This window comes from Brevundimonas variabilis (assembly GCF_014199945.1).
GTDB classification, from domain to species: domain Bacteria; phylum Pseudomonadota; class Alphaproteobacteria; order Caulobacterales; family Caulobacteraceae; genus Brevundimonas; species Brevundimonas variabilis.
The window spans coordinates 442,585-454,790 of the sequence record NZ_JACHOR010000004.1 but is presented as its reverse complement, the minus strand read 5'-3'; the positions used below and the strand labels follow the sequence as shown (position 1 = coordinate 454,790).

Here is a 12,206-nt window from a genome sequence, read left to right as displayed (position 1 = left end):
CGGCCTGATCCAAAATTTGCCAGGCCTGAGGGGCCAGGTTCCGACATAACGACAATCGCCCGCTAACGATTGCATGGTCTGATAACCTGATGTGCCCCGACCTTCCGGATGACGTCGAACAAAGTCGCCTTTCAGCGCTGAAGGCACTCCACGTCATGGACACACCGTCCGACCCAGCCATCGACCGCATCGTCGGTCTGGCTGCGGACATCATGGACGCGCCGATGGCGATGGTCTCGCTGATCGACGACGAGCGGGAATGGTTCAAGGCCAGGGTTGGGGTTGAGGTCGATACTGTGCCGCGAAGCCAGTCCTTCTGCGCGTTCGCCCTGACGCTTGAAGCTCATGGGGTCATGGTGGTCCTCGACGCGACCCTCGACCCGAGATTTCGAGACAATCCCTTTGTCGTCGGAGACCTGGGCGTCCGGTTCTACATGGGGGCCTTGCTGAGCGACCGAGCCGGCAACAATCTTGGAACCCTGTGCGTCGTCGATACCTTGCCCCGGGCGGGGGTTACGGACGCCGAGATCAGCCGACTGAAGGCTTTGGCAGCGATCGTGGTGGACGAGCTAGACCGGGCTGTCATTCATCGGGGACTGGCGGAACATCGTCGTCTGCTGGGTATGGCCGCTTCAATGTCGGGCGTCGGTCACTGGCGATTGGATGTCGCCACGGGACATGTGCTCTGGTCGGACGAGATCTATCGCATTCACGGGGTGGACCCTGAGTCGTTCGATCCCATGCTGGACGACGCCGTGTCCTTCTATCACCCGGAAGATCGTCCGATCCTGCAAGCGCAATTGGCAAAGGCCCTTGCGACTGGTGAAGGCTACGAGATCCAGCTGCGGGTCCAGCGGACGGATGGTGCCATGCGCAATGTCGCCGCAAGGGCGACCTGCGAGATAGGGACTGATGGCAGGGTGTCTGCGCTGTTCGGGGTCTTTCAGGACGTGACCGACCAGGTGACGGCCCTTCGAGACACGGAAAGGAGCCGTGCCCGCTACAAGGTGCTGACCGAGATGGTGTCGGACGTCATCGCGCGCATCCAGCTGGACGGCACCAGCCCCTATATCTCACCGCGCATCAAGACACTTCTGGGCTATGAACCCCACGAGATGGCAGGCCATCGCGCCTTCCATTTCGTTGCCGAGCATGACCGCCCGGCCATGCTGGGTGCGTTCCGCGCCATGGCGGAAGGTCAGGAAGAGGCCAGGCTCCAGCATCAGGTTGTCCATCGCGACGGCCACCTGATCTGGGTCGAGACCCGGTTGCGCCTCGTTCGCGATCCCGAGGGCCAGCCGAGCTACATTGTCGCCGTGATACGGGACATCTCGATCCAGAAGGCGCTTGAAGATGATCTGACCCTTGCTCGCGAAGCTGCCGAAGCGTCCGCAATGGTCAAGTCCGAGTTTCTGGCGAACATGAGCCACGAGCTTCGCACGCCGTTGACCAGCATCATCGGCTTCGCTGGGCTGACCCGTTCCCAGCCGGATCTGCCAGCAATCGCTCGCGACTATGTCGACCGGGTCGAGCACGCCAGTCGCGCGCTCCTGTGCACCGTGAACGATCTGCTCGACTTCTCGAAGCTCGAGGCTGGCCAGGTGGCCATCAGGACAGAGCCCTGCGCCATTGCAGACCTCTGCCAGGCCACCCTGGACCTCTTCGCGCCCCAAGCTGGATCGCGTGACATTCGCCTGCGGCTGGACGCTCACCCTTCGGCGGCACACCATTTCCTCGTCGACCCGGACCGGGTGCGGCAGGTTCTGCTGAACCTCGTCGGCAATGCCGTGAAATTCACCGCCAGGGGAGAGGTCACCCTCGCCATCGAACACGATCCCGAGACAGGGCGGCTTTCCGTGTCTGTAACGGATACCGGCGACGGCATCAGTGAGGACAAGGCCCAGCTCCTGTTCCGCCGGTTTTCCCAGATCGACGGCTCAATGACCCGCCACCATGGGGGTACCGGCCTGGGGCTGGCCATCTGCAAGGGGCTGGTCGAAGCCATGGGCGGCGAGATCGGCGTGACCTCCAGACCCGGTGAAGGCAGTCGCTTCTGGTTCTGGATCCCCACATCCGTTGTCACCTCGACACCCGCGGCACCCGTGCCGGTCGGTCGCCAGGTCTCATATGGCGGGGTGCGTGTGCTGGTCGTCGACGATCATGCCAGCAATCGCGAACTGGCTCGGCTTTTCCTGGTAGGGATCGGAGCCGAGATCACCGAGGCCGTCGATGGAGAAGCGGCTTGTGCCCGTGCGGCCGAATGGCCGTTCGATGTGATCCTCATGGATCTCAGAATGCCGGTCATGGACGGCTTCGAGGCCCTGCGGCAGATCAGAAGCCGGGTCGGTCCCAACGATACCGTTCCGATTCTGGCCTTTACAGCGGACTCCGGCGCGGACGATGGCGCAAAACTGCTGGAGTTCGGGTTCGACGACGTGGTGTCCAAACCGATCGATGCGTCGCAGTTGATCTCGGCTATCGCGCGTGCGACGGACTTCGCCGCCGACCTCCCTGGATTCTTGGGCAATGCTAACTGACGCGCTGAAAATCCTGATCGCCGACGATGACGCCGGAGTACGGGATCTGGTTCGTACCCGTCTGCGGATCGCGGGCTATGATCCACATACGGCCAAGAATGGTCGTGAAGCGGTAGAGCGCGCCGTCAAATTGCGGCCTGCCGCCATGATCCTCGACATCAACATGCCTGAGCTGGACGGGTTTGGTGTGCTGTCAGAACTGCAGGACAAGGCCCCCGACATACAGGTTCCGACCCTGGTCCTCACGGGCAGGCAGAGTTCCGATGACGTCCGGATGGCGGTTGCGCTGGGCGCGCGCGGCTACCTGACCAAACCCTTTACCGAGGCCCAGCTTCTGGCCCGCGTCGCCGGTCTGTTCCGCAGACGGAACATCGTTCCTACCATCGTCCACGAAGACATCATCGAGATCTGATCCCCGTCAGGGCCGGATGAAGTGCGGCACAAAGCGGGACGTGTTCCGGGTGATCCGACCCAGATCCTCACGCAGAGAAATCCCGGCCGGCTCGGTGCCGACAACCCATGACCCGATGATCACATACTGACCATCAAACTGCGGCGGGGCGTGCAGGGCCTGGCGGATGGCAGCGCCGTCATAGCCCTGATCGTGCCCTTCCTCGCGCGCGAGGCCCTCGACAATCGAGACGTTGGCACCCTCACGTGAGAACAAGGGCTTGCGAACATAGGCCTCGCCCAGTTTTTCGTGGGCCGGATCGCTTTCGAAATAGCTTTCCAGAAGGTTGGGGTGCCCGGCATGCCGCTCCCACAGCAGCGGCAGGATGCCCTTGTTGGACAGCAGAGACTTCCACGCAGGCTCCAGCACGGTGATCTCGGCATTGGGCAGCGGCTCGGCATAGTCGTCGCGCAGCATCTGCTCCCAGGGATAGAGCTTGAACATCGCCTGGATCAGCCAGTTCTCGTCGTCGACGAAGCGGCCGTCGGCGTTCAGGCCGATCTGGTCGATGGCAATGAATTTGGGATCCAGCCCGGCCTGTTTCGCCAGGTCCTCGAGAAAGCGCACGGTCTGGCGATCCTCGACGACGGTGTCGTCCGACGAGAAATGCACGAACCCACCATCCGGGAAGATGGCCCGGAACCGGTCCACCAGCTTTTCGTGCAGGCTGTTGAACTGGTCGGCCCCCTGCGGCACCGCGCCGTCGGCCATCCGGTCCTCGAGCCACAGCCACTGGAACACCGCCGTCTCGAAGATGCTGGTCGGCGTATCGGCGTTGTATTCATACAGTTTTGCCGGAGACTGGCCGTCATAGGCGAAGTCGAACCGGCCGTAGAGCGATGGCTCGTTGCGCTTCCAGCTGTCGGCGACATAGTCCCGCATGGGCTCGGGAATTTCCAGAAGCCCCATCAGCCGCTCGGACTGGACCGCCTCGTCCACGAGGTCGAGACACATCTGGTGCAGTTCCTCGGTCGGGGCCTCGAGGTCCTGCTCGATCTGCTCGAGGGTGAAGGCATAGGCCGCGCTTTCATCCCAGTATCGCTCGCCGGACTCGTGCGACCAGGTAAAGCCGACGGCGTCGGCGCGGGCCTGCCAGTCAGGACGGGGATCGAGGGGGATGCGCTGCATGGAAAGCTCCTCTGCCCTCCCCGTCGCGCAGCGATGGGAAGGGGCACCACGAAGGGGTGGAGGGGCTGTGTCCACCGCAGGTTCTCATTCGTATCCGGCAGCCCCACCGTCACGGCGCGAAGCGGCGCCGTGCCAACTCCCCCTTCGCTTCGCGAACGGGGAGGACAGTCCTAGGCCGGGTCCTTGTCCTCGGTCGGGACGCTGGTTCCGATCCGGGGCGTGACGACCTCGACCTTCTGGGTCGTCAGTCGGGCCAGGACATCATTGGCCGACGAATGCCCGGGCAGGATGCCGGCTTCCTTCAGCTTGGCATCCAGATCGGCACCGGTCCGCCGGTCTTCCAGCTCCTGGCCAGCACGCAGGCGTTCCTCGTTGATGGCCTGGCGCTGCTTGATGCGTTGCAGGCTGTCGGCGGCCGAACCGATCCGCGACTGGGCACCCGCCGACTGCAGTGCCACCGAGGTCTGGGCCTTCTGGACGGAATCGTTGACCTTCACGATGTCGATCTCGCGCCGCAGCGTCTCGATCTTCTGGTCGGTGCTGGCGATGGCCGTCCGCAGCCGCGCCTCGGCTTCCTTCATGTTTTCGATCAGAGGCCCGCGGGTGCCCATCTCGGTCTCGATCTCGGCGATCCGTCCGGCCACTTCCAGCGCCAGATCGTTCTGGCCGCGCTCCAGCGCCGTGCGGGCGGAGTTCTCGTATTTGACGATCTGGTCCTGGAACGACTTCATCTCGTTCTCGGCCATCCGGCGACGGGCTACCAGACCGGCCAGGTCATCGCGGGCCTTGCCCTGGTTGTTGTCGGCGTCGCGGATTTCCTGATCGAGGATCTTCAGCGCATTGGCATCGACCACGGACTGGCCGGCCTCATGGGCGGTGCCGCGGAACAGGGCTGACAGCTTTGCGAGCATGGACATCGTATTCTCTCCCGGTTCAGGCGGCTTCGGCGCCGAAGGTATCGCGCAGTTCCGTGGCGTCGATCGCGTTCTCGGCCAGGGTCCGCAGTTCGATCAATATCGTCTGCAGTGTCGTCTTGCACGAGAGTTCGCCCATCAGTTCGTAGATCTCCTGATTATCGACAGCCGTAATGGCAAAGTTCGACAGCGGGATGATGCGCTGGGCCTTGAGGAGGAACTCGTTGAACCTGGCCGCATCCTTCTGCTCGGACACCGGCCAGAGCAGCACGGAGCAGACGATCTGCGATCCGCCGACCGACAGATAGATCGGCAGGTCGCCGTATTCGTGCATCGTGGCCAGCAGGACGGGCTCGGCACCCTCGACCACACGCAGGGTCATCTCGCCATCACGGACCAGGTCCGACGCTTCCAGCGCAGTCTTGATTGTCGGCACGGTCCAGGACGTTTCGATCACGGCATCCATCGGGTGGTTCTCTCCAGAAGCTTCGTTGACAGGATTGCGGCGGGGTCGTCGGACAATCTCAGGTCCGCGTGTCGAGTCCGTGACGATGGCGTGGACCGCCGCCTTCACATCATCCTTGGCGGCGTCCGGCACCCAGAACTCCAGCTTGATCATGCCCGCATCCCTGCGGGCCTTTCGCCAAGCTCTGATCCGATCGTTGGCGCTCGGCAAGGGGAATCCGGAACAATGACGAATGTTTCATGTAACGCGTAACAGGAACGATTGACATTGGCCAGCCATCGTCGATGCTGGTGGGGTTATTTTTGCCGCTCCGCTCGAAATGAACAGGCGGGCGGCGTAGAGACAGAACATGTTCAAGCGGCTGTTTGGTTCCGGAGAGAAGACGCCACCGCCGGTGACGCTGGCGGAGGTGCGCAACATCACGGTCGGGCGCACGGTGTCGCTGGATACCCTGGCCTGGAACCGGCTGGGCGATGAGACGAAATTCTCGCTCGACCGTGACGCGCTCGAGATTACCGCCCAGGGCGTGATCGAGATGGACGGCCAGTTCGTGCACCGGTTCTACACCGACGACCATGTCATGCTTCAGGCGATGAGTGACGATGCAGAGGGCCGCGTCGCCTATGATTTCACCCTGTTCACGCCCTGGACCTCGGCCTATCCCCCCGGTGACCGGGAGCGGCGGATGTGGAAGGACCGGCTCTCGGAGCCCGTGTTCGATGGTGCGGCGGAGGAGCTGCCGGCCTATCCACGCTTCTGGTTTTCCGAAAGTGACTTGCGCCAGCCGCCTGTCACACTGTGGGAGTCGCTGTACGACGACCGCACGGCGACCGCACCCTATTCCAGGATCTTCGAGATCTGCATGCTCTATGCGCGCGATCTGGCGGGCGGCCGCGAGCTGATGATGGCGCTGGAGATGCAGCCCGAAGACAGCAGCGGCAAGCGCGGCGAGGTCACCCACGAGATCATGATCGGCATTCCGCTGGAAGTCGGCGAGTTCCGGGCATGATGGCTATGACCAATCCCTTCGTCATCCTGCGGCAATCCGCGCCTTCGGCGTCAACCTGGGGAAGCAGCGGCGAGAACGAACCTGTCGCAAACGCGAGGGGCTTGAACGTTCTGCAGGACCAGATCGCCTTTCGGCGCCACTGGATCCTCCGGCTCCGCGAAGCCGCGGACCGGAGGATGACGAAAGCCATTTTTGACGCTCGCCGAATTTCGGCGATCAAGGGGAGCTAAAGACACATGGACTGGTTCGCATTCCAGACGGGGGCCACGGCCTTCATCATCGCCTTCGCGGCGGCCTCGGCCTTCTTCGTGGCCTTCAAATACCTCTACCAGCTGGTCACGCCTTACCACGAGAGCAGCCTGATCCGGCAGGGCAACACGGCCGCGGCCGTCGCCCTCGGCGGAGCCCTGATCGGCTATGTCCTGCCGCTGGCCTCGGCCCTGTCGCACACCGTCAGCCTGCCCGAGTTTGCGGCCTGGGCGACGCTGGCCGGCGTGATCCAGATCGTCTCGTTCATCATCGTCAGCCGTCTTGTCTACAAGGCGCTGGCTGCCCGGATCGAAGCCGGAGAAATGGCCGCGGCCCTCTATATGGCCTCCATTTCCATCGGCGTCGGCCTGCTCAACGCCGCCTGCATGACTGCGTGAGGAAACCCATGTCCGACCTTGATCGAAAGACATCCGACCCCCTGCCCCAGGAAACCGGGATGAAGCGGCTGAAGCGATCGAAGTCGCTTCACGTCACCAGCCTGATGGCGACAGTCGGCTTCACCATGGCCGCCTGTGGATCGCCCCAGCGCGCCCTGCCCGAGCCTGAGCCGGCACCCGCCTATACGTCCCTGGCGGAGTGCAAGGCTGCCAATGATGTCTCGGACACGGAGTGCGATGCGGCCTATGCGGCGGCGGACCAGCAGGCGAAAGAAAACGCCCCGCGCTATGCGACCCGCGAGGAATGCGAGGGCCAGTGGGGGCCGGAGCAATGTCGCCCGCTGAACAACAGTGGCGGCGGCTCGTTCTTCGGGCCGCTCGCAACCGGCTTCATCATCGGCCAGCTGATGAACGGCGGCGGCTATCGCGGTGGCGGAGCGCTGTACCGCGATCGCGACGGCCAGTTCTCGAACGGCTATGGCGGCGGCTATATTTCCCGCGACTACCGGACCGGCCGCAGCGTCGCCAATCGCAATGACGTCGATGTCGCCCGGCAGGCCCCCCAACGGGTCCAGAGCCGCACGGCCACGGTCTCGCGCGGCGGCTTCGGCGGCGGCGGCCGGAGCTACGGCGGCTAGATCAGGTTAGGACGACAGACCTCCCTCTGCCGGCGGCAGAGGGAGGTCTGAGCACTCAGTGCCCGCCGGGTGCGCCCGCTTCGATCCGCGTGTTGATCTTCGCCCGCGACGCGGCGACGGCAAAGGCGACCAGGATCGCATAGCCGATCATCGGCACATAGAAGACCGGGTTCAGGGTCGCCGAGTTATCGGCGATCGTTCCGGCAATGAACGGCAGGATGGCTCCACCGATGATGCCGAAAATCAGCAGCCCGGACGTCGCCGCAACCGGTGCCGTCGAACGCTCCAGCGTCAGGGTGAAGATGGTCGGGAACATGATCGAGTTGAAGAAGCCGATCGAAAGCGCCGCATAGGCTGCGGTCGCGCCGCTGCTCTGGCTGACGAAAAGGCACAACAGGGCTGCAATGGCCGTGCAGGCGATCAGCAGGATGCGCGCGGGCACGATGGTCATCAGACCCACCCCGACGAAACGCCCGACCATGGCCCCACCCCAGTACCAGGCCACCATACTGCCCGCTGCCGCCAGCGGGATGTCGAGAATCTCGGGGCTGTGCAGGAAGTTGGTCAGCAGGTCGCCGATCGTCACTTCCGATCCGACGTAGAAGAAGATCGCCAGTGCGCCGAACACGGCCCAGGGCGACTTGAGCGCCACCAGTGGCGACATCCGGTCCTCGGCAGTTGGCACCGGAGCCGAGGCATTGATGGTCTTGCGGGCGGTAAAGATGAAGGCCGCAACCACGGCGAAGAACACTGCCACGGCGAGGAAGGCGAAGTCGATGCTGCGCAGGCTTTCGGCACGCGTGGCCGGATCGGTGATGACCGCATCCGCTGCGAAGACGCCGCCGGTCAGAAGGATCGGCGCGGCCAGCAACGGCCCAAGCGTGGTGCCCAGAGAGTTGAAGCCCTGCGAGAAATTGAGCCGCAGATGGGAAGTCTTCTGAGACCCCAGGGCGGCTACAAGCGGGTTGGCCCCGACCTGAAGCAGAGTCACGCCCGACGCGATGACGAACAGGGCGATCAGCACGCCCGGATACCAGTCCACGATCGTCGCAATCGGCACGATCAGGCAGCCGGCGACCATGGTCACCAGGGCGGCGATGATGGACCGGCTGTAGCCGAGCCGCCCCAGGATGGCGGCCGCAGGTATGGACGCCACGCCATAGGCGATGAACCACGCAAAGGTCGTCAGGGTCGCCTCGGCATAGCTGAGCTCGAACACGCGCCGCACGGCCGCGATCAGGGGCCCGATCAGCGAGGTCACGAACCCCCAGGCAAAGAACAGGGTCGTGACATAGGCAAAGGCGAGGTTGGTGCCCTTGCCGGTCGGTGTCTCAGAATGACTCATGGTGTGTTCCTCGCGCTGCGTCTTGATCTGCACAGCGTCCCTTCGGACTGGGTTTCACGGGAATACGGGGCAGGTCCAGCCGAAAAGGCGACCCCGTAACCGAAAGTTTCCAAAAAAGAGGCCGCGACGGTGAACCGGCGCGGCCTACAGGCTCAGGAAGAAGGAGGATGCGGGGCCGCAGACGACGCGTGCGCGACCCCGAAATCCATCAGAAGCGGTAGTTGATGCCAGCGAGGAAGGTCCGGCCGTACTGCTGGTAGTCGATGACCTGACGCTCGTCGCCCGCGTTGTAGGTGCTGAACGGCTCGTCCGTCAGGTTGTTGACCTGGAACAGGATCGAGGCACCTTCCAGCGGACCGGACTGGAACTCGTAGCCGATCTGCGCGTCGACCACGTTTTCCTCGGCGACGTTGCGCAGCGTGCGGCCGTTGCCGAAGCCTGCAACCTCACCCAGGAAGTCCGACCGGTAGCGGTCCGAGATCCGCGCCTGGAAGCCGTCCTTCTCATAGTAGACGGTCAGGTTGGCAACGGTCTCCGACAGGCCCGGCAGGGCAGTCGGCGGCTCGTTCCGGTTCGGGGTCACTTCGCTGGTGGTCGACGAAGCGCTGAACTGCATGCCGAAGCCGTCCAGCCACGGATGGACAATCTCGAACGGAACGGACATCGAGAATTCGATGCCCTGGATGTAGCCGCCGTCGCCGTTGTCCGGTGCGAACACCAGACCCTGGTTGATGACAGGGCGTACGCCGCCGCTAGGGAAGCCGGTGAAGTCAAACACCTGGCCCCGGTTATAGACGTAGGTTTCCAGTTCCTTGTGGAAGCCTGCGAGTGCGAAATAGCCCTGGCGGTTCGCGAAGTATTTCTCGAACGAGAGGTCGATCACATTGGCGATATAGGGCCGCAGTTCAGGATTACCGCCACCGCCGCTCCATGGCGAGTTAACGTCCGGTCGCGCCAGAGCGTTGTTGTTCTGGACGTTGAAGTTGAACGTCTGCGAGGCGCGCATGTCGTCCAGACGCGGACGTGCGAGGGTCCGGGCAACAGCGAAGCGCAGGAACTGGTCCTCACCGACTTCCAGGATGAAGTTCGCGCTCGGCAGGATCTCGATGTATTCGTCGCCACCCTCCAGCGGGACCGTGAGGGTGCCGGTGCCGGACCCGGTGGCCGCAAAGCCGGTCGAGGTCTGGTCGGTGTCGATCAGTTGCAGGCCGACATTGCCGGTCAGTGGCAGGCCGAACAGGTTGTGGTCGATGTCGGCCTTGACCCAGAAGGTGTTGACCTTCTCGGTGACGGCCCAGTTCTTGGAGATGACGTCCGAGTTCGGGTTGCGCGTTCTGGCGAAGAAGCCGCTGTTTACCAGGCCCAGGGCGTCGTAGCTGATCACCGCAGGAATACCGAGATAATCCAGCGCGGTGGGGTTGAGCAGGAACTGCGTCGGGATCACCGTCGTGTCACCCGGAGCGGCGAGGAAGAACTCGTCGCTGACGAAGGACTTTTCACGCTCCGAGATGTTGGCACCGTATTCGATCGCGGTGAACGGGCTCTGATGCAGTTCCCGACGACCGCTGAAGCGGACGGCCTTGATCTCGTCGCTGACGGTTGGGCTGTTCAGATAGCCGTCCTGGCCACCCGGAACGATGTCGCCACCCCAGCCCTGCGGGCTGGTGATGCGGATCAGGTTGGGGTCGGCGTAGTTCAGGCGGCTCGTGAACCGGGGCACCCCATTGCCGTCAAGCCGGAAATCAAGGGTGTCCAGCGCGCCGGCGATGTCACGCCCCGTACCGGAGTAGGTTTCGAGAACGATGTCCGTACGCTCGACCTTCGAATAGTTCAGGTCGAGTTCGAAGGTCCAGTCATCGTTCGCCGCGAACGTTGTGTTCCAGCCCAGCGAGGTAATCTCGCTGTCGCGCGTGTTGACGTCGTTGCGGATGACCCCTTTCACATTGTCGAAAGTGCCTGCCGTGATCAGACCGTTTTCGACCGTTGCACCGGGGCGCAGAACCGGGCCGGGGCGGCAGGTTGCCGTCTGGACCTGGGGCGTGCCGCAGTTGCCGGAGGAACCGCCCCACCACAGGGGAAACTCAATGCCGCGCAGGACCTGGGTGTTGTCGAACTTCGAATAGAAGGCGTCGATCGTCGAATGGAACCGGTCGTTTGGCTTCCATTCCACCACACCCATGAAGCCATCGCGCTCCAGCTCCGAGGACATGACGTAGGGCTTGACGCCGCCAAGCACGAGCGCGTTCGCCGGGCCGGTCGGATACCCCCACGAGTTGTAGCGTTCGGATTGATAGGGGCTTGTGATGTGCGCATAGCCGAAGGCCACGCCGATCGTGTCATCGGCGAACTGGTCGATGAAGGAGATCGAATAGCGGTTGCCCGTGTCGGTCGTGCCCGAGTTCAGGGCACCGATGTCGTTCTGCTCATAGCGATAGTTCATCGCCAGCGCCGAACGGCCATAGGCCAGCGGCCGGACGGTCTGCAGATCGACGGTGCCACCAAGGCCCTGACCGATCAGCTGGGCGTCGGGGGTCTTGTAGACCGTCACGCCGCTCAGGAGTTCCGAAGGATACTGGTCGAATTCGACGCCGCGGTTGTCGCCGGTGGTGACCTGTTCGCGACCGTTCAGCAGAGCGGTGGTGAAGTCCGGCCCGAGGCCGCGGATCGAGATCGCCTGCGAGCGCCCGTCCAGGCGCTGGGCGGTCAGGCCGGGCAGACGGGCCAGCGATTCAGCGATCGAGACGTCCGGAAGCTTGCCGATGTCTTCGGCGGAAATCACCTCGACGATGGAGGTGTTGCGGGCCTTGGCGGCGATCGAGTTGGCGATCGAAGCCCGGATGCCGGTCACGACGATCTCGTCAACCGTGGTGGCATCGTCGTCCTGAGGCGACGGGGCTGTCTGGGCGTGGGCCAGCGTTCCGAACGCCAGAAGGGCCACGACGGTCATTGCACCGCCGCTCATCAAACGCGCACGCGTAGTGAAGCTGTTTCTCATGGTCTTCCTCCCTTGGCTGTTCGCGTTTCTGTCGAAGCGATGCAGAGCCTGCGCAAAAATATGCAAACATTGCCCC

Annotated in this window: 10 protein-coding genes; 5 read left to right on the top strand and 5 right to left on the bottom strand. The window is 63.5% G+C overall.

Annotation, left to right across the window (positions count from 1 at the left end):
* Positions 1 to 155 precede the first annotated feature (155 nt).
* Both GGR13_RS13520 and GGR13_RS13515 read left to right on the top strand, forming a co-directional pair.
* Complete coding sequence (locus GGR13_RS13520; protein ID WP_246347849.1) at positions 156 to 2,537, top strand: PAS domain-containing protein; 2,382 nt, start codon at positions 156 to 158, stop codon at positions 2,535 to 2,537.
* Positions 2,527 to 2,949 (top strand): response regulator transcription factor, encoded by a 423-nt coding sequence (locus GGR13_RS13515; protein WP_183214077.1) that lies wholly within the window; start codon positions 2,527 to 2,529, stop codon positions 2,947 to 2,949. The genes GGR13_RS13520 and GGR13_RS13515 overlap by 11 nt, the downstream gene beginning before the upstream one ends.
* A gap of 6 nt (positions 2,950 to 2,955) precedes the next feature.
* Here the strand turns inward: GGR13_RS13515 and GGR13_RS13510 are convergent, their stop codons facing one another.
* From GGR13_RS13510 to GGR13_RS13500, 3 genes are all read right to left on the bottom strand, one after another.
* On the bottom strand, positions 2,956 to 4,116 hold the full coding sequence (locus tag GGR13_RS13510) for a glutathionylspermidine synthase family protein (RefSeq protein ID WP_183214075.1): 1,161 nt from the start codon (positions 4,114 to 4,116) through the stop codon (positions 2,956 to 2,958).
* A 170-nt stretch (positions 4,117 to 4,286) separates the two neighbouring features.
* Positions 4,287 to 5,033 carry a PspA/IM30 family protein gene (locus tag GGR13_RS13505; protein WP_183214073.1) on the bottom strand — a complete coding sequence of 249 codons (747 nt, stop codon included), beginning with the start codon at positions 5,031 to 5,033 and terminating at the stop codon, positions 4,287 to 4,289.
* A gap of 16 nt (positions 5,034 to 5,049) precedes the next feature.
* Positions 5,050 to 5,649: a YjfI family protein gene (locus GGR13_RS13500; protein ID WP_183214071.1), complete on the bottom strand. Its 600-nt coding sequence runs from the start codon at positions 5,647 to 5,649 to the stop codon at positions 5,050 to 5,052.
* 196 nt (positions 5,650 to 5,845) lie between these two features.
* Between GGR13_RS13500 and GGR13_RS13495 the strand changes: the two genes are divergently transcribed.
* From GGR13_RS13495 to GGR13_RS13485, 3 genes are all read left to right on the top strand, one after another.
* Positions 5,846 to 6,505 carry a YjfK family protein gene (locus GGR13_RS13495; RefSeq protein ID WP_183214070.1) on the top strand — a complete coding sequence of 220 codons (660 nt, stop codon included), beginning with the start codon at positions 5,846 to 5,848 and terminating at the stop codon, positions 6,503 to 6,505.
* A 236-nt stretch (positions 6,506 to 6,741) separates the two neighbouring features.
* Positions 6,742 to 7,152: a DUF350 domain-containing protein gene (locus GGR13_RS13490; protein ID WP_183214068.1), complete on the top strand. Its 411-nt coding sequence runs from the start codon at positions 6,742 to 6,744 to the stop codon at positions 7,150 to 7,152.
* Positions 7,153 to 7,160: 8 nt separating this feature from the next.
* Complete coding sequence (locus tag GGR13_RS13485) at positions 7,161 to 7,790, top strand: DUF1190 domain-containing protein (RefSeq protein WP_246347848.1); 630 nt, start codon at positions 7,161 to 7,163, stop codon at positions 7,788 to 7,790.
* 55 nt (positions 7,791 to 7,845) lie between these two features.
* Here the strand turns inward: GGR13_RS13485 and GGR13_RS13480 are convergent, their stop codons facing one another.
* Together GGR13_RS13480 and GGR13_RS13475 are read right to left on the bottom strand one after the other, a co-directional pair.
* Positions 7,846 to 9,135, bottom strand: coding sequence for an MFS transporter (locus GGR13_RS13480; protein WP_183214066.1), 1,290 nt, complete (start codon positions 9,133 to 9,135; stop codon positions 7,846 to 7,848).
* 208 nt (positions 9,136 to 9,343) lie between these two features.
* On the bottom strand, positions 9,344 to 12,130 hold the full coding sequence (locus GGR13_RS13475; protein ID WP_183214065.1) for a TonB-dependent receptor: 2,787 nt from the start codon (positions 12,128 to 12,130) through the stop codon (positions 9,344 to 9,346).
* Positions 12,131 to 12,206 lie beyond the last annotated feature (76 nt).

What these genes read in the sequence shown, in the direction of transcription:
- GGR13_RS13520 (WP_246347849.1), top strand. Translation starts at nt 156, where the DNA reads ATGGACACACCGTCCGACCCAGCCATCGACCGCATCGTCGGTCTGGCT.
- GGR13_RS13515 (WP_183214077.1), top strand. Translation starts at nt 2,527, where the DNA reads ATGCTAACTGACGCGCTGAAAATCCTGATCGCCGACGATGACGCCGGA.
- GGR13_RS13510 (WP_183214075.1), bottom strand. Translation starts at nt 4,116, where the DNA reads ATGCAGCGCATCCCCCTCGATCCCCGTCCTGACTGGCAGGCCCGCGCC.
- GGR13_RS13505 (WP_183214073.1), bottom strand. Translation starts at nt 5,033, where the DNA reads ATGTCCATGCTCGCAAAGCTGTCAGCCCTGTTCCGCGGCACCGCCCAT.
- GGR13_RS13500 (WP_183214071.1), bottom strand. Translation starts at nt 5,649, where the DNA reads ATGATCAAGCTGGAGTTCTGGGTGCCGGACGCCGCCAAGGATGATGTG.
- GGR13_RS13495 (WP_183214070.1), top strand. Translation starts at nt 5,846, where the DNA reads ATGTTCAAGCGGCTGTTTGGTTCCGGAGAGAAGACGCCACCGCCGGTG.
- GGR13_RS13490 (WP_183214068.1), top strand. Translation starts at nt 6,742, where the DNA reads ATGGACTGGTTCGCATTCCAGACGGGGGCCACGGCCTTCATCATCGCC.
- GGR13_RS13485 (WP_246347848.1), top strand. Translation starts at nt 7,161, where the DNA reads ATGTCCGACCTTGATCGAAAGACATCCGACCCCCTGCCCCAGGAAACC.
- GGR13_RS13480 (WP_183214066.1), bottom strand. Translation starts at nt 9,135, where the DNA reads ATGAGTCATTCTGAGACACCGACCGGCAAGGGCACCAACCTCGCCTTT.
- GGR13_RS13475 (WP_183214065.1), bottom strand. Translation starts at nt 12,130, where the DNA reads ATGAGAAACAGCTTCACTACGCGTGCGCGTTTGATGAGCGGCGGTGCA.